This is a genomic window from Pseudomonas saxonica, from assembly GCF_007858365.1.
Lineage (GTDB): Bacteria > Pseudomonadota > Gammaproteobacteria > Pseudomonadales > Pseudomonadaceae > Aquipseudomonas > Aquipseudomonas saxonica.
The window spans coordinates 316,733-334,113 of sequence record NZ_VFIO01000004.1; the positions used below are offsets into that span (position 1 = coordinate 316,733).

A 17,381-nucleotide genomic window follows, 5' to 3' on the forward strand; every position below is an offset into this window, starting at 1 on the left:
AAGTCTGTGAAACAGAATTCCCTCAAAGGTTGGTTCAAGAGCGGCGCTCCCGGTGTGTGGATCAGCGGTGGTGCGGTGTCGCTGGCGGTGATCATGACCATTGGCTTGCTGGCAGTGATCGCCGTGCGCGGGCTGGGGCATTTCTGGCCTGCTGATCTGGTGCTGGCGCAATACAACGTGCCGGGCTCTGCCAATCACGTGGTGCTGGGCGAGGTGGTGCAAAAAGAAGAAGTGCCGCGCGAGCGCCTCAAAAGTGCCGGTCTACCTGTCCCTGATCAAGGCCCGGAGTTTATGACCCGCGAGCTGATCAAGGTGGGCAACCGTGACCTCAACGGCAACGACTTTACCTGGGTAGTGGGCGAATGGTTGACCAATCAGACCACGCCGCCAGAACTGTTAGCCATTGAGCGCCGCGAGTGGGGCAACTTCTACGGTTACCTGGTCAATGTGAAAGAAGACGGCAAGGTGGTCGCTGAAGGCGCTGCTGCCTGGCCAGAGCTGCAAGCCAGGGTCAAACGCGTCAATGACCTGGCCAAACAACTGAGCCAGTTGGAAAAGAAAGACATTGGCGCCATCAACTATGGGCTAGAGCGTATCCGTCTGCATGGCCGCAAGCTGGAGCTGGAAGGCAAGCTGACCCCACAGGCTCAAGCGGACATGGAAACCGAACGTGCCGAACTCAATGCGCGTTACAAAGCCATTGAGGATCGCCTGGGCGACTTGCACGCACAATTCAACCGCGACAGCCTGACAGCCCGCGATGCCAACGGCAAAGAGCTGGAAATCAGCATTGGCAAAGTGGTTAAGGCTTATCAACCGAACGCCATGAACAGCTGGCAGAAGCTGGCCATGTATTTCAGCAACATCTGGGAATTCCTTAGCGAAGACCCGCGTGAAGCCAACACCGAAGGAGGCATTTTCCCGGCGATTTTCGGCACCGTGATGATGACATTGATCATGGCGGTGATCGTGACTCCGTTCGGCGTGCTCGCAGCGGTGTACCTGCGCGAATATGCCAAACAGAACACCCTGACCCGTGTGATCAGGATCGCGGTCAACAACTTGGCGGGTGTGCCGGCGATTGTGTACGGGGTGTTCGGTCTGGGCTTCTTTGTTTACGTGCTGGGCGGCTCTGTTGACCGCCTGTTCTTCGCCGAAGCCTTGCCAGCACCGACCTTTGGTACGCCTGGCCTGATGTGGGCGTCATTGACATTGGCGCTACTGGCTGTGCCTGTTGTAATCGTGGCCACTGAAGAAGGGCTGGCGCGTATCCCGCGTACGGTGCGCGAAGGTTCGCTGGCGCTGGGTGCAACCAAGTCCGAGACCTTATGGAAGATCGTGCTGCCTATGGCCAGCCCGGCCATGATGACCGGCATGATCCTCGCCGTGGCCCGTGCTGCGGGTGAAGTTGCGCCGTTGATGCTGGTGGGCGTGGTCAAACTGGCACCGTCGCTGCCCTTGGATGGCAACTACCCCTATTTGCACCTTGATCAGAAAATCATGCACTTGGGCTTCCATATTTATGACGTCGGGTTCCAGAGCCCGAACGTCGAAGCGGCACGGCCGTTGGTCTACGCCACGGCGTTGTTGCTGGTCATGGTGATTGCAACGCTCAACTTGTCGGCCGTGTGGATACGTAACCACTTGCGCGAGAAGTACAAGGCGCTGGAAAGCTAATAGATACGCCTCAAGCGGCAAGCTACCAACGGCAAGTCAATGCCGCCGCCGCTTTTGCTCAAAACTTGCAGCTTGCAGCTAGAAGCTTGCAGCTACGAACGGAGTGAGACCATGCAGCATGAAACCTCAACCCACGGCATTAATATGTCTGCCCTGGGTCGCACCAAACAGAGCCTGAACCTGGAAAATGAAGAAGTAGCCATTGAAGTGCCAGGCCTGAATCTTTACTACGGCGATAAGCAGGCGCTGTTCGACGTTAACCTGAACATCCCGAAGCAACGGGTGACGGCGTTTATCGGCCCGTCGGGCTGTGGCAAGTCCACCTTGCTGCGTACCTTTAACCGCATGAACGACCTGGTTGATGGCTGCCGCGTTGAAGGTGAAATCAACCTGTACGGTAATAACATTTACCGTAAGGGCGAAGACGTGGCCGAGCTGCGCCGTCGTGTCGGGATGGTGTTTCAAAAGCCGAACCCATTCCCCAAGACGATCTACGAAAACGTGGTGTACGGTCTGCGCATTCAGGGCATCAACAAAAAGCGCATTCTTGATGAAGCGGTTGAGTGGGCGCTTAAAGGTGCAGCCTTGTGGGACGAAGTCAAAGACCGCTTGCATGACTCGGCGCTGGGCTTGTCCGGCGGCCAACAACAGCGTCTGGTGATTGCCCGTACCATCGCGGTCGAGCCTGAAGTGCTGTTGCTTGATGAACCGTGTTCGGCACTGGACCCGATTTCGACACTCAAAGTCGAAGAGTTGATTTATGAACTCAAGTCCAAGTTCACCATCGTCATCGTGACCCACAACATGCAGCAGGCGGCGCGGGTGTCGGATTACACCGCGTTCATGTACATGGGCAAAATGGTGGAGTACGGCGACACCGATACCCTGTTCACCAATCCGGCCAAAAAACAGACCGAAGACTACATCACCGGGCGCTATGGCTAGACGCAGCTGCAAGCCGTCAGCTTCACGCGGCGAGAACATGCAGATCGGCGTTACGACACAATCAACTTGTAGCTTGAAGCTTGTCGCTTGAGGCTTTTGCGGAGCAAACCCATGATTTCAAAGGATGGCCTCACCCATCACATTTCCGCGCAGTTCAATGCGGAGCTCGAAGACGTACGCAGCCACTTGCTGGCAATGGGTGGTCTGGTCGAGAAGCAGGTTAACGATGCGGTCACGGCGTTGATCGAGGCCGATTCGGGTTTGGCGCAACAGGTACGTGAGGTCGATGACCAAATCAATCAGATGGAGCGCAACATCGACGAAGAGTGCCTGCGCATTCTGGCCCGTCGACAGCCTGCAGCCTCTGACTTGCGCTTGATCATCAGCATTTCCAAATCGGTGATCGATCTGGAGCGCATTGGTGATGAGGCGACCAAAATTGCTCGCCGTGCAATCCAGCTGTGTGAAGAAGGTGAAGCACCGCGCGGTTACGTTGAAGTGCGGCACATCGGCGATCAGGTGCGCAACATGGTGCGTGATGCACTGGATGCATTTGCCCGCTTCGACGCCGATTTGGCCCTGTCGGTGGCGCAATACGACAAGATCATCGACCGCGAATACAAGACAGCACTGCGTGAGTTGGCCACCTACATGATGGAAGACCCGCGTTCTATTTCGCGTGTTCTGAGCATTATCTGGGTACTGCGTTCGCTGGAGCGCATCGGCGACCACGCACGTAATATCTCCGAGTTGGTGATTTATCTGGTACGCGGCACCGACGTACGGCACATGGGCCTAAAGCGCATGAAGCAAGAAGTTGAAGGCACGGGCGGTGATAACGCTCATGTTGTGCCCCCGGCTGACGATAAATAAGACTGCCCGAGTCAAAAAACGCCCGGCTTAATGCCGGGCGTTTTGCTTTTCGGCGTTTATATTCAAGGCACATGGCTATCATTTGGCGCATGGTGGGCGGAATTTTAAGGAGCGGTCGATGAGCAAGGTCAGTGTGCTGGTGGTGGATGACGCGTCGTTTATTCGCGATCTGATTAAGAATTGCCTGCGTAATTATTTTCCGGGCATCAGGATCGAAGACGCCGTCAACGGCCGCAAAGCTCAAGCGCTGCTGGCTCGCGAGTCGTTCGACCTGGTGCTTTGTGATTGGGAAATGCCGGAAATGTCGGGTCTTGAGTTACTGACCTGGTGCCGTGAGCAGGATCACCTCAAAACCCTACCCTTCATCATGGTCACCAGCCGTGGCGATAAAGAAAACGTGATTCAGGCCATTCAGGCCGGAGTTTCGGACTTCGTTAGCAAGCCTTTTACCAATGAGCAATTGCTGACCAAAGTGAAGAAGGCGTTTACCAAAGCGGGTTTGCTGGACGCGGTGATGAGTAGCGCGCCTGCACGTACCAGTACCGGGTTCGGGAATGACTCATTGAACGCCCTTACGGGTGGCAAGGCTCAAGTGGTCGCGCCTGCTGCACGTCCGGCTTCGGCCCCGGCAGCACCCACCTCGCCGCCCGCTGCCACACAATCGCTGTCAGGCCGCGGGCAGGGACAACTCCGGCTGCCTAGCGGAACGCTGCCTTGCGTCATCAAAGCGTTGAGCTTGAAGGAGGCGTTGCTGGTGGTACGTCGTGGCGATGTGCTGCCACAGGTGCTGGCAAGTGCAGTGTTGGACCTTGAGCAAGGCGAGAGCGCCGAGGTGGCGCGCTTAAATGGCTACCTGCACGCCATCGTGGCTTTCGAGCCCAAGCCCGACAGCGACTGGCTGCAATTAACGTTTCGGTTTGTGGACCAGGATGCCGAGAAAATGAACTACCTGTCGCGGCTGATTGCCTTCGGTACGGCGCAAAAGCACTTCGTACCGGGTGCGTAACACCGTTACCCAAATGGTGTAGCCGCTGCCGCAGGCTGCGATAAGGTCCGCAAGACCTTCGCTTTGAATTTAATAAAGCGGGTTGCTACGCAACCCATCGCAGCCTGCGGCAGCGACCGCAGGTGTTCAATTCAAGGCAACTGCAACCCGCCAGAGGCTTTATGCAACGCTCGCAGATGTTCACCAATCTGTTTGACGTTGGCTTCGGTGGCGGCAATTTCGGCGGCGCGAGAAGGCTCCAGCAAGCTGCGTACCTCTTTGTCCAAATCACCGGTCAGACGCAGTAATTGTTGCTGGCGCTGGCTGCTCTCGGACTCAAGCATTTCCCACTCTTTGGCTTGTGGCAGGCCATAGCCACTGCTGCCCAACAATTCGGCCGGACGACTAAGAAAACCGCTACTGGCGAGAATTTCTTGCAAGGTCTTGTTGGCTTTATCCATGCCGCCATCTTTAAGTCCGCGGGCCCCCAGGTACTTCTGTTTCACCTCGTCCTGAGCCAGCAGGAGCTGGCGCCTGAAGCCGGCTTGCTCCAGCAGCAGTAGCGCTGCGCTGGCGCGTATATCCGCCTGTTCGATCCAGGGCCTGCGCTCATCTGCGTTCAAGGCCAGCCAGTCATCAACGTTGCTCTGCTTGATCGGCAACCGGGTCTTGAGCACGTCAAACATGGCCTGATAACGGTCTCGGTAGGAGTCGAACCGATAGCCTAAGCGCAGCGCTTCTTTCGGATCATCCAGCACGCTGGTGTCTGCCAGCCCGCGGGCCTTGAGCACGTCAAGCAGACCATTGGGCATGATGCTGTCCAGGCCCTGGAGCTGAGTGTTGCCGCTACCACTGCGCAACAGCTTGAGGGTCTCAACCGCACAGTTATTGGAAATAAAGTAATAGTCGCCGTCGTAACTCCAGTGCATCTCGGCGGCGTGCTCGACCACCTCTTCAATTTCAGAGCGATTTAGATTGAGCGGCACAGAAGCCAGGCTGCGTAATTCTGTCTTGGTGTATTCATCGATGACTTGCGCCAAGGGCAGCACGAACAGCCGTGACGGGTACGCCCCCGTCAGACCATCCCAGCTTGAAAGCTGTACGTCGTTCACGAATGCGCGGTAGGACAACACCAAGTGTTCCTGCAAATCCAGGCGGCAGTCGGGGCCACGTGGGCGGCCAGGAGCACAGATCACCAGGCGCAACATGCTGTGGCCCCAGCGGCTGGCCCACTCTTGGTTGGCTTCTGCCAGCAAGTAGTCAACGGCATACACACGCTCGGGATCGACGGTGCCCAATGGCTGTTTGCCAAAGTCGTTGCCTGCATTAAGAAAAGCGAATGCCTGGGGGCATTTGTCTTTGGCGGCAGGTGCCCAGCCAAAATGCTCTTTGTAGTAGCGATACAGGGCCGGACGACGGCACGCGTAAGCCGGGTCAAGGAGAAAGTACTCCATATTGACCGCAACAAATTCTTTGGGGTTGGTGACTTCGTATAAATCGGGACTGCGAACAATCTGGTGGTTATCTTGCTCGCGTTCGCCACGGCGGCCTACATATTGCTGCCATCCGGCAAGGTCCAGCAGTCGAGGGTCATCACTGAGGGTAAAGCGTCGTTCGGTTTGACCCCGGCACTCATCGGGCAAGCCGATCAAGCCAGCACTGCTGCTTTGTCGAGTGCAACGCTGGATCAGAGTCCGTTGTGTGGCAGGCCAGAGGCGGGCGCGGTCATATAAGTGGGTCAATTCATGCAGCACGGTGGCGAGTAATTCGCGACGAACAGTGCCATGCGGGCGCTGGGTCTGCTGGGTTGCAGCTGATCCGTCTGTCAGCCCCGCCAGTAACTTGCGATTGAGGTCAAGTTCAGACACCAGAGACGCCTGTCCATAGGCGTTACTCGGCATGTCATCGGTCCAGCCCACTAGAATCTGACGATCCAGTTGCTCGACAAAGCGCGGTGGAAGGCTCTGCATGGCTTCATCCAGCAGGGCTTGACTGGCCTGCTGTTCGGCTGGGCTAAGGCCCTCGCTCTTGAGTTTCAGATGCAGAGCGGCCTGAGCGCTGCCAAGGGTAAGCAGCAGGCCACAGGCGGCTAGCCACCGCATTATCGACCTCACAGTGCGAGGATGGCTTCGGCGAGTTCTTGATCGCTGGCGTTGCGAGCCTCAGGTACACGGACGCGCAATGTATTAAAGGCTGATTCCAACTGAACCCCGCGAATCTCGCCTTTGCTGGCTACGAAAGTGGCGGCGTCGTCGTGGGCTTCGCGCACGACCTTAGAGTCGCGAATGGAAGTGGTGGTGTCAGAGGTGAAGTCGATGGTACGACCAAAAGCCCGAACAATGATGTTACTGGTCTGCACAACGGTCTGCGCGTGCGCGACTTCCGCGAGCAGCAACAGGCCAAGGGTGGCGACAATTAAAGGGCTACGCATGAAACTTCTCCAGAAAACACGGGTATTTATTGGACGAGGATTGCTTGTGCCAGTTCAAGGTCACTGGCGTTCAATTTTGGCTGAGTATTGTGCAAATAGTGCAAGGCGGATTCCAGCGTTGAGCCGCGAAATGTGCCATCAGTGGCAACAAAGACGGCGGCATCGTCCTGGGCGGCACGTATTAGTTTTTGATCGAAAGGCGCAGATGTCACTTTGCTGGTGACGTAACCACTGAGCACCACATTCTGGGTGGTCAGATCGAAGGCGAAGGCTGATGGAATACAGCAGAGTATGAATAGGGGCAGTAAGAAAAAACGCATGGCTCTCAAGGCTGTTTAAATGAGGCTCAAGGCTACTGGAGTAGAACCAGAAAGGCGTAAGGTTTTGTAGCCGCAGTAGTGTTTAGCCGCGGCTACAACTTTACAGAATCAGATCGTCAGAATCGCCTGAGCCAGTTGTGTGTCAGTGGCTTGCAACTGGGGTGCTTGCTGACGAATGAATTCGAACGCGCTCTCAAGTCTCACGCCGCGAACGCTCCCTTCGCTGGCCACGAAGCTGGCGGCATCGTCACGGGCAGCACGGACAATCTTGTTGTCACGAAACGAGCCTGTAGCGTCAGAGGTCAGGTCTGTCGTTTGCTTGAGTGTGCCCACGATAGCGTCTGTGGTGACGATAAAGCTGGAGGCATTGGCGCCTGCGGCCAAGGTCAATAATGCAGCGGCGCTGAGAAGGCGAAGAGTGGGCATGGTGAAACTCCAGAACATGAACTTATTAAAATAGGCAACTTCAAGTCGAATAGTAGGCGTACACCTGCGCATAGCAAAGATTGTTTTACTTTTTGCTGTAGGCAATGTGCTCTAGATCAGCCATTACCTAAACTGTACCTGTTTAATTTCAATAACTATAAAACTGTACCTGTCGTGGGTTATCTCACCTTATAGGCCCCTGAAAACGACAAAACCCGTCAGCGGTTACCCGCGACGGGTTTTGTTTTTTCAATTCAGGGTGCTGGCAGTGGACCGGTGGTCAGGGCCAGCGAGCGCTGTTTAGCGCCAGAACGGCTTGCTCAACTCTTCGTAGCGTTGTGCTTCGCTAATCCCGGCGTCAGCCAGAAGACGCGAGTCCAGACGGGCCAGTTGATGGCGGCTGGAGATACGGCGCTGCCACAACATCAGGTTGGCAAGTACGCGCAGAGGCATTGAAGCCTGGGTGTTTACAGCATTGCTTTCGTTGAACAGATCGGAACTGAGTGTACGTTCCATGTCGGCATCCTTCCGCTTGTGGCGGCATTGGCTAGTGGTTTAACTGATGCCAATGATCCTCCTCTATGTCCAGACTCAGTAGATACAGTTCATCTGTATTGCGATGGGCCAGTTAACTGTTTAGAGGTGCTGTATGGCTCAAAACGGGCACAACTGTACCTGTCCGCACTTATTTGGTGCAAAATTGGGGTTTTGTAAAGGTTTTGGGGGTGTTCTTCTGAGGAATGGACCAGTACAGCAGTACAGTTTTAGACAGCAGACATAAAAAAGCCGCTGCAAAAACCGAGTTTTTGTCAGCGGCTGTCTAGAACAAGTGTTACGGCAGCATTTTCCCGGTTTCTTCCAGGTTTATATGCCAGCTCAGCGCTTCACGCAGGATATGCGGTGTATGACCGCCGATGGCGCAGGCCTTGGTGAAGTAATCGTTCAACGCATCGCGGAAGTCCGGGTGCACACAGTTGTCGATGATGACGCGTGCGCGCTCACGCGGTGCCAGGCCACGCAAGTCGGCCAAGCCTTGTTCAGTAACCAGGATATCCACGTCATGCTCGGTATGGTCGACATGGCTGACCATTGGCACAACGCTGGAAATGGCACCTGCCTTGGCAATCGACTTGGTGACGAAGATCGCCAGGTGTGCGTTACGGGCAAAGTCACCCGAGCCGCCGATGCCGTTCATCATCCGCGTACCGCAAACGTGAGTAGAGTTGACGTTGCCGTAGATGTCGAACTCCAGCGCGGTATTGATACCAATGATGCCCAAGCGACGAACCACTTCAGGGTGATTGGAGATCTCTTGTGGGCGCAGGACCAGTTTGTCTTTGTAACGCTCCAGATTGCCGAACACGTCCGAGTTACGACGTTCCGACAGGGTGATGGAACTGCCCGATGCGAAGCTCATCTTGCCGGCGTCAATCAAGTCGAAGGTCGAATCCTGCAGCACTTCGGAGTACATGGTCAGGTCTTCGAACGGCGAGTCGATCAGGCCGCACATCACCGCGTTGGCGATGTTGCCGATACCGGCTTGCAGTGGCCCCAGTTTGTTGGTCATTCGCCCGGCTTCAACTTCTTGCTTGAAGAAGTTGATCAGGTGGAAGGCGATACCGTCTGTTTCGCTATCAGGCACGGATACAGTAGACGGAGAGTCCGGCTTGTTAGTGATAACGATGGCTACGATCTTTTCCGCCGGGATCGCAATGGCAGTGCTGCCAATACGGTCATCAACCTTCACCAGCGGGATGGGTGTACGGGTCGGGCGGTAGGTCGGAATGTAGATGTCGTGCAGACCTTCCAGATTCGGATTGTGCGCCATGTTGATTTCGACGATTACCTGTTTGGCGAAAATCGCGAAGCTAGCGGAGTTACCTACAGATGTAGTCGGGACAATATGACCTTGTTCTGTAATGGCAACGGCTTCGATAACCGCGATGTCCGGCAACTTGAGCTGATTGTTACGCAGTTGCTCAACGGTTTCGGACAGATGCTGGTCGATAAACATCACTTCGCCAGCATTGATGGCTTTGCGCAGAGTGCTATCTACCTGGAACGGCATGCGACGTGCCAGGACACCGGCTTCGGTCAGTTGTTTGTCGAGATCGTTACCAAGGCTGGCACCCGTCATCAACGTGATTTTCAGTGGCGACTTTTTGGCGCGCTCGGCCAGTGCTTGCGGGACGGCTTTGGCTTCGCCGGCACGGGTGAAACCGCTCATGCCGACGGTCATGCCATCTTGGATAAGGGCGGCGGCTTCTTCGGCGCTCATGACCTTATCGTGTAGGGAGTTCAGACGAATACGTTCACGGTACATGGATTGTTATCTCAAGGAACGGAAGCAAGATGCGCAGTCTATTCATTTTCAAAGCCCCACGTCCCGCTACCATGGTCGAATGCATGGGGGCGGGGTAGAGCCTTTGGTCGGCTTCCTGCTGGAAATAAAAAACCCCGGTAATTTTAGCGCCGGGGTTTTCAGTGTTGAAGAGGCGGGGATGTTACTCGACCGCTTTGACCATATCTTCAATAACTTTTTTGGCGTCGCCAAACACCATCATGGTTTTATCCAGATAAAACAGCTCGTTATCCAGACCTGCATAGCCGCTGGCCATGGAGCGTTTGTTGACGATGACGGTCTTGGCTTTGTAAGCCTCGAGAATTGGCATGCCGGCAATCGGTGATTTCGGGTCATTCTTGGCCGCCGGGTTGACCACGTCATTCGCGCCCAGCACCAGTACCACATCGGCCTGACCAAATTCGGAGTTGATATCTTCCATTTCGAACACTTGATCGTAAGGCACTTCTGCCTCGGCCAGCAGCACGTTCATATGGCCAGGCATCCGGCCCGCGACCGGGTGAATCGCGTACTTCACGGTCACGCCGCGATGGGTCAGTTTTTCGGTCAGCTCTTTCAGTGCATGTTGGGCGCGCGCCACAGCCAGACCGTAACCCGGAACGATGATGACCGTATCGGCGTTAGTCAGCAGGAAGGTTGCGTCATCTGCGGAACCGGATTTAACCGGGCGTGCTTCTTGTGCACCTGCCGGGCCACCCACGTCGGTTGCACCGCCAAAGCCACCAAGGATCACGTTGAAGAACGAGCGGTTCATCGCCTTACACATGATGTATGACAGGATTGCGCCCGAAGAGCCGACCAACGATCCGGCAATAATCAGCATCGAGTTGTTCAGCGAAAAACCGATACCGGCCGCTGCCCAGCCCGAGTAGCTGTTCAGCATCGACACCACGACCGGCATATCAGCGCCGCCAATCGGGATGATGATCAACACGCCCAGTACGAACGCCAGAGCCAGCATCAGGGCGAACGCCGAGAGGTTGCCGGTCAGCATAAAGGTGATGCCCAGGCCGAGAGTGACCAGCCCCAAGACCAGGTTCAGTTTGTGTTGACCGCTGAACTGCACCGGAGCGCCTTGAAACAGGCGGAACTTGTATTTACCCGAGAGCTTGCCGAACGCAATAACAGAACCTGAGAACGTAATCGCACCAATGGCCGCGCCCAGGAACAGTTCCAGGCGGTTGCCCGCCGGAATGGCGTCGCCCAAATGTTTAACAATGCCAAGTGATTGCGGCTCGACGACAGCAGCGATCGCAATAAAGACCGCTGCGAGGCCGATCATGCTGTGCATGAAGGCAACCAGTTCCGGCATTTTGGTCATTTCGACGCGTTTGGCCATGATCGAGCCGGCTGTGCCGCCTACTAACAGGCCCACAATCACGTAACCAATTCCCGCCGTGGCAATTTCTGCGCCGAGCTTGTAGATCAAGCCTACGGTGGTAATGACAGCCAGGCCCATCCCAAGCATGCCGAACAGGTTGCCGCGGCGTGAGGTGGTGGGGTGTGACAGGCCTTTGAGAGCCTGAATGAAGCAAATTGAGGCGACCAGGTACAGAACAGTAACCAGATTCATGCTCATGGCTTACGCACCTCTTCTTTGGCTTTAGGTGCTTTTTTCTTGAACATTTCCAGCATGCGCCGGGTGACCAAAAATCCACCGAATACGTTAACGGCGGCCAACGCCACCGCCAGAGTGCCCATGGTTTTACCCAGTGGCGTGACGGTCAGCGCGGCGGCCAGCATGGCGCCCACAATAACGATGGCGGAGATGGCGTTGGTAACGGCCATGAGCGGCGTGTGCAGCGCAGGGGTTACGTTCCAGACCACGTGATAACCCACATAAATGGCCAGCACAAAGATGATCAGGTTATAGATACCGGGGGAGATGAGCTCTTCCATTGTTGTTGTCCTCAGCCGTTTTTGCGCACGACTTGACCGTCGCGGCACATCAGGCACGCAGCGACGATGTCGTCTTCAAGGTTGATCTGGAACTGCCCTTCAGGTGTGAAGACCAGCTTGAGGAAATCCAGCAGGTTGCGGGCATAGAGCGCAGAAGCGTCTGCGGCAACCATTGCCGGCAGGTTGGTGTAGCCGACGATGGTCACGCCATGCTCAACCACTACCTCATCGGCCACTGTTAGCGGGCAGTTGCCACCTTGAGCGGCGGCTAGATCGATCACGACGGAACCGGGCTTCATTTGCGCTACGGTTTCTGCACTCAACAACACGGGCGCCTTGCGACCCGGGATCAATGCCGTGGTGATGACAATATCGGCCAGCTTGGCACGCTCATGCACGGCCTGGGCCTGGCGCTGCATCCAGCTAGCGGGCATTGGACGTGCATAACCGCCTACGCCGACAGCGCATTCACGCTCTTCATCGGTTTCGTATGGCACGTCGACAAATTTGGCGCCCAGGGATTCGATTTGCTCTTTTACAGCAGGTCGTACATCTGATGCCTCAATAACTGCGCCCAATCGCTTGGCCGTGGCGATTGCCTGCAAGCCGGCAACCCCTGCGCCCAGGATCAGGACTCGGGCCGCCTTCACCGTGCCGGCCGCTGTCATCAGCATTGGCATGAAGCGCGGGTAGTGGTGAGCGGCAACCAGTACGGCCTTATATCCCGCAATGTTGGCTTGGGATGACAGAACATCCAGGCTTTGTGCGCGGGAAGTCCGGGGTGCAGCTTCAAGGGAGAATGCTGTGATGCCATGCTCGGCCAGTTTGGCAATGGTTTCATTGCTGAACGGGTTGAGCATGCCGATGAGCACGGTTCCACTGTTAATGAGGGCAAGTTCGCTGTCGTTAGGGGCGACGACTTTCAGAATCAGTTCGGCGCCATACGCCTCTGCTGCACTGCCAATAGTCGCACCAGCGGCTTCATAGGAGCTGTCAATAACGCTGGCGTTAATGCCGGCGCCACGTTGAACAGTCACCTTATGGCCTTGGCCGATCAGCTTCTTGATGGTTTCCGGGGTTGCGGCAACCCGCGTTTCACCCTTCTGGGTTTCGAGAGGAACACCGATGTGCACGTCATATCTCCTGCGTGATCTTTTATAAGAAAGCCAGCGCACTGCGGATGGTGCGTCTGGGGCGGCCGATCAGCACGGTCCCTCTTTAATTTAGGAGGGGCGCCGCATAATGCAGGCGATTTTTTGGCCCTTCAAGAACTTATGGAGGATGACGACATCTTTACTACAAGTCATGCAGTGACCGAATGTCGCAACTAATCGCTACAGGCCTTTAACTACGTGGCTCTTGGCTTGAATAGATGTTTTGGTACGTTTTTTCACATTTCTTTTGGTTATCGCTGCATAACTTTAAGAAATACCCTGTAAGCCACGTGGTTACTGGTCTTCAGCGATGTCGAGCTAGACATTGGTATCGAATGCTGATATGCGACATTTACTTATATATGTAGTGCGTTTTTTGTATGAACTACCTAATTTATCTGGACGATGCATCTTTTAAAGCGGGCTGTATCCAGCTGCTTGCTTGATCAGCCAGTCTCGGAAGGCGTGCAGTGAGGCGGACTCTATTTTTCTTTCAGGGATTATCAAGTAATACCCCTTGTTGCTGAGCAAGCTGCGCTCATGCGCAATCACCAGGCGTTTCTCAGTCAGTTCACGCTGGATCAGAAAGGGTGGGATCAGGGCGACTCCCATTTGATGCATGGCCGCCTGTGCAAGCATCGAGAATAGTTCATAGCGCGGACCTGTCATGTCGCGAGGCACATTCATACCTTGAGCGTTAAACCACTGGCGCCATGCATAAGGGCGGGTGGTTTGTTGCAATAAGGGGAGGTCGGCCAGCGCTTGGGGGCTGAGGCTTTGCTGGTCGCCCAGCAATGATGGATGGCAAACAGGGACGGGGTTCTCGCCCATCAGGCGGTAGGAAGATGTGCCGGACCACTCGGCATCGCCGAAGTAGATGGCTGCGTCAAAGTCGGTGTCGGCGAAGAGGAAGGGGCGGGTTCGATTGGTAAGGTTGACCGTGACATCCGGGTGCTTGAGTTGGAAGTCCTTAAGGCGTGGGAGCAACCATTGCGTTCCGAAGGTCGGTACAACGGCCAGCTCAATGGCGTTGGCTCCTTGCTGGCCCATGACCGAGAGTGTGTCGCGTTCGACTGCATCAAGCTGAGTGGCTATCCGTCGACTGTAGGACAAGCCTGCTTCGGTCAGTTTTACACCACGCTTGGAGCGTCTGAACAACTCCACGCTCAAGAACTCTTCAAGGCTGGCAATTTGTCTGCATATGGCACCTTGAGTAAGAGAAAGCTCGTTGGCGGCCTTGGTAAAGCTTTCATGGCGAGCCGCTGCTTCAAAGCTGATCAACGCAGTTGTGCTGGGGATTTTTCGGCGCATGTACGGCTTCCTCACAAAAGGTCGTCAAATATGGCTTTATTGTTTGTTATGGAGTGAGAAATTATCACAAGCCCGTGCTGAATCCTCGTTTGTTCTTCTATATAGAGGGATCTAGGATCGGGTCACGGTATTCGATCAACTTCGCGAGGGTTCACTCATGGCGGGTAAGGCTAGCTTCAACTGGATTGATCCACTTTTGCTGGATCAGCAGCTCACTGAAGAAGAGCGCATGGTGCGCGACAGCGCCGAGCAATTCGCTCAGCACAAGCTGGCTCCGCGCGTACTTGAGGCTTTCCGTCATGAGAAGACCGACCCTGCGATCTTTCGCGAGATGGGTGAGACTGGCTTGCTGGGTGCAATGATTCCTGAGCAGTACGGTGGCAGCGGCCTTAATTACGTAAGTTACGGATTGATTGCGCGCGAGGTAGAGCGTGTTGATTCGGGTTATCGCTCGATGATGAGCGTGCAGTCCTCTTTGGTCATGGTGCCAATCAATGAGTTCGGTACTGAAGCGCAGAAGCAGAAGTATCTGCCTAAGTTGGCATCTGGCGAATGGATTGGGTGTTTTGGGCTGACAGAGCCTGATCACGGTTCCGACCCTGGGGCGATGGTGACTCGTGCGCGCAAAGTGGACGGAGGCTACAGCCTGACCGGCGCCAAGATGTGGATCACTAACAGTCCTATCGCTGATGTGTTTGTGGTGTGGGCCAAGGATGACGAGGGTGATATTCGTGGCTTTGTGCTGGAAAAGGGCTGGAAAGGTCTGAGCACACCGGCGATTCACGGCAAGGTGGGTTTGCGTGCATCAATCACCGGCGAGATCGTGATGGACAATGTGTTTGTCCCCGAAGAGAACATCTTTCCGGATGTGCGAGGTCTGAAAGGGCCTTTTACCTGTCTGAACTCCGCACGCTATGGCATTGCGTGGGGGGCGCTTGGGGCTGCTGAATTTTGCTGGCACACCGCGCGTCAATACACGCTGGACCGCAAGCAATTTGGGCGGCCTTTGGCAGCTACGCAGTTGGTGCAGAAGAAGCTGGCAGATATGCAGACCGAGATCACGATGGCGTTGCAAGGCTGTCTGCGCCTGGGGCGTATGAAAGATGAAGGTACGGCGGCAGTTGAAATCACCTCGATCATGAAGCGAAACTCCTGTGGGAAGTCACTGGACATCGCTCGTATGGCGCGGGACATGTTGGGGGGGAATGGGATTTCAGATGAGTTCGGTGTGGCGCGACATCTGGTCAACCTTGAGGTGGTCAATACCTATGAGGGCACGCATGACGTGCATGCTTTGATTTTGGGGCGTGCGCAAACCGGTCTTCAGGCGTTCTATTGATAGGAGCGCAGCGCATGGGTGCTCTATCGCATTTGCGGGTGTTGGATTTGTCGCGGGTATTGGCCGGGCCATGGGCGGGACAAATCCTGGCGGATTTGGGTGCTGAGGTGATCAAGGTCGAGCGCCCGGGTAATGGCGATGATACGCGTGCCTGGGGGCCTCCGTTTCTTCGGGACGCTAATGGCGAGAGTACGGGCGAGGCTGCGTATTACTTGTCGGCCAATCGTAATAAGCAGTCGGTCACGATCGACTTCACCAAGCCTGAAGGTCAGCGGTTGGTGCGAGAACTGGCAGCGAAGTCGGATATCGTCATCGAGAACTTCAAGGTTGGAGGGCTTGAGGCTTATGGATTGGACTATGCGTCGCTTAGTGCGCTGAATCCTGAGCTGATTTACTGCTCTATCACCGGCTTTGGTCAGACAGGTCCTTACGCTAAGCGGGCGGGTTATGACTTCATGATTCAAGGCTTGGGCGGGCTTATGAGTCTGACTGGGCGGCCTGAGGGTGAGGAGGGGGCCGGTCCGGTGAAGGTAGGGGTCGCACTTACGGATATTCTGACCGGGTTATATTCAGCGGTCGCAATATTGGCTGCGCTGGCTCATCGCCAACATGATGGTGGTGGGCAGCATATCGATATGGCGCTGCTGGATGTTCAGGTGGCGTGTCTGGCGAATCAGGCGATGAATTACCTGACAACAGGCGTTGCGCCGCAGCGCCTTGGGAATGCGCATCCGAACATCGTGCCTTATCAGGATTTTCCTACCGCGGATGGCGATTTCATTCTCACGGTGGGTAACGACAGTCAATTTCGTAAGTTCGCGGCGGTGGCTGGGCGCGCTGAGTGGGCTGATGATCCGCGTTTCTCCACTAATAAGTTGCGCGTAGCGAATCGCAGGGAGTTAGTGCCTCTGATACGCCAGGCTACGGTGTTTAAGACCACGGCTGAATGGGTTGCGCAATTAGAGGCTGTTGGCGTGCCTTGTGGGCCGATCAATGACTTGGCGCAGGTGTTTGCAGATCCTCAAGTGCGGGCTCGGGGTCTGGCTTTGGAGTTGCCACATGTGTTGGCAGGCCTGGCTCCGCAGGTGGCAAGTCCGATTCGTTTGTCTAGGACGCCGGTTGAGTATCGCAATGCGCCCCCTTTATTGGGTGAGCATACCGGGGAAGTGCTGGAGCGGGTCCTGGGGCTGGATGCCAAGGCTGTTGGGGCTTTGCGTGAGTTGGGTGTGTTGTAGCTATATAAGAAGGAGGGCGTTAGCCCTCCTTCTTATATAGGAGAAGAGCGTGAATTTTGAGTTATTTGATAGAGAGCCTCAATTACCGCTTGACCTAGAATTCTAACGGCCTATAATTCGCCCCACTTCCGGCGCAGTCGAAACGGAAAACTCCTTGAGATTCAATGAGTTGTACGGTTTTCGGCAGTGTCAGCTTCAAGTCATCGAAGCAGGAAATGAGGTGTTGACAGCAGCGTGTAACGCTGTAGAATTCGCCTCCCGCTAACGAGAGATCGAAAGCGCAAGTGGTTGATGTTACAGAGGAAACTTTGAAAGCATCTTAAAATAACCGCTTGACAGCAACAGAGGCTGCTGTAGAATGCGCGCCTCGGTTGAGCGAAAGCTTAACCAACCGCTCTTTAACAACTGAATCAAGCAATTCGTG

At 55.3% G+C, this 17,381-nt stretch carries 16 protein-coding genes; 6 read left to right on the forward strand and 10 right to left on the reverse strand.

The annotated features are described in order from the left end of the window. Positions 1-6 precede the first annotated feature (6 nt). The 4 genes from pstA to FJD38_RS13815 all read left to right on the forward strand — a co-directional run bounded on the left by pstA (position 7) and on the right by FJD38_RS13815 (position 4,501). On the forward strand, positions 7-1,677 hold the full coding sequence (pstA, locus tag FJD38_RS13800) for a phosphate ABC transporter permease PstA (RefSeq protein ID WP_122783558.1): 1,671 nt from the start codon (positions 7-9) through the stop codon (positions 1,675-1,677). A gap of 111 nt (positions 1,678-1,788) precedes the next feature. Continuing rightward, a complete protein-coding gene (pstB, locus tag FJD38_RS13805; protein WP_122783559.1) occupies positions 1,789-2,622 on the forward strand; it encodes a phosphate ABC transporter ATP-binding protein PstB in 834 nt (277 codons plus the stop codon). 111 nt (positions 2,623-2,733) lie between these two features. Next, positions 2,734-3,495 carry a phosphate signaling complex protein PhoU gene (gene phoU, locus FJD38_RS13810; RefSeq protein ID WP_122783560.1) on the forward strand — a complete coding sequence of 254 codons (762 nt, stop codon included), beginning with the start codon at positions 2,734-2,736 and terminating at the stop codon, positions 3,493-3,495. Between the two features lie 118 nt (positions 3,496-3,613). Continuing rightward, positions 3,614-4,501, forward strand: coding sequence for a response regulator (locus FJD38_RS13815; RefSeq protein WP_146385789.1), 888 nt, complete (start codon positions 3,614-3,616; stop codon positions 4,499-4,501). 131 nt (positions 4,502-4,632) lie between these two features. Here FJD38_RS13815 and FJD38_RS13820 read toward each other — a convergent pair whose 3' ends face one another. From FJD38_RS13820 to FJD38_RS13865, 10 genes are all read right to left on the reverse strand, one after another. After that, a complete protein-coding gene (locus FJD38_RS13820; RefSeq protein ID WP_146385791.1) occupies positions 4,633-6,594 on the reverse strand; it encodes an Lnb N-terminal periplasmic domain-containing protein in 1,962 nt (653 codons plus the stop codon). Next, complete coding sequence (locus tag FJD38_RS13825; protein WP_122783563.1) at positions 6,591-6,911, reverse strand: DUF2388 domain-containing protein; 321 nt, start codon at positions 6,909-6,911, stop codon at positions 6,591-6,593. The genes FJD38_RS13820 and FJD38_RS13825 overlap by 4 nt, the downstream gene beginning before the upstream one ends. A 26-nt stretch (positions 6,912-6,937) precedes the next feature. Next, complete coding sequence (locus tag FJD38_RS13830) at positions 6,938-7,231, reverse strand: DUF2388 domain-containing protein (RefSeq protein WP_146385793.1); 294 nt, start codon at positions 7,229-7,231, stop codon at positions 6,938-6,940. A gap of 108 nt (positions 7,232-7,339) precedes the next feature. Further along, positions 7,340-7,657: a DUF2388 domain-containing protein gene (locus FJD38_RS13835; protein ID WP_146385795.1), complete on the reverse strand. Its 318-nt coding sequence runs from the start codon at positions 7,655-7,657 to the stop codon at positions 7,340-7,342. 300 nt (positions 7,658-7,957) lie between these two features. Continuing rightward, entirely contained in the window at positions 7,958-8,173 is a 216-nt protein-coding gene (locus tag FJD38_RS13840; RefSeq protein WP_122783566.1) for a DUF1127 domain-containing protein, read from the reverse strand. A 316-nt stretch (positions 8,174-8,489) separates the two neighbouring features. Beyond that, positions 8,490-9,980 carry an acetyl-CoA hydrolase/transferase family protein gene (locus FJD38_RS13845; protein ID WP_122783567.1) on the reverse strand — a complete coding sequence of 497 codons (1,491 nt, stop codon included), beginning with the start codon at positions 9,978-9,980 and terminating at the stop codon, positions 8,490-8,492. 181 nt (positions 9,981-10,161) lie between these two features. Continuing rightward, on the reverse strand, positions 10,162-11,598 hold the full coding sequence (locus tag FJD38_RS13850) for an NAD(P)(+) transhydrogenase (Re/Si-specific) subunit beta (protein ID WP_122783568.1): 1,437 nt from the start codon (positions 11,596-11,598) through the stop codon (positions 10,162-10,164). After that, complete coding sequence (locus FJD38_RS13855; RefSeq protein WP_003438157.1) at positions 11,595-11,918, reverse strand: NAD(P) transhydrogenase subunit alpha part 2; 324 nt, start codon at positions 11,916-11,918, stop codon at positions 11,595-11,597. The genes FJD38_RS13850 and FJD38_RS13855 overlap by 4 nt, the downstream gene beginning before the upstream one ends. Positions 11,919-11,929: 11 nt before the next feature. Further along, the gene (locus tag FJD38_RS13860; protein WP_146385797.1) at positions 11,930-13,051 is read right to left on the reverse strand and encodes a Re/Si-specific NAD(P)(+) transhydrogenase subunit alpha; all 1,122 of its coding nucleotides are present in this window, start codon (positions 13,049-13,051) and stop codon (positions 11,930-11,932) included. Between the two features lie 435 nt (positions 13,052-13,486). Beyond that, positions 13,487-14,383 (reverse strand): LysR family transcriptional regulator, encoded by an 897-nt coding sequence (locus FJD38_RS13865; protein WP_146385799.1) that lies wholly within the window; start codon positions 14,381-14,383, stop codon positions 13,487-13,489. 157 nt (positions 14,384-14,540) lie between these two features. Between FJD38_RS13865 and FJD38_RS13870 the strand changes: the two genes are divergently transcribed. Continuing rightward, the gene (locus FJD38_RS13870) at positions 14,541-15,722 is read left to right on the forward strand and encodes an acyl-CoA dehydrogenase (protein WP_122783571.1); all 1,182 of its coding nucleotides are present in this window, start codon (positions 14,541-14,543) and stop codon (positions 15,720-15,722) included. Between the two features lie 14 nt (positions 15,723-15,736). Next, positions 15,737-16,957, forward strand: coding sequence for a CaiB/BaiF CoA transferase family protein (locus FJD38_RS13875; protein ID WP_146385801.1), 1,221 nt, complete (start codon positions 15,737-15,739; stop codon positions 16,955-16,957). Positions 16,958-17,381: the final 424 nt, after the last annotated feature.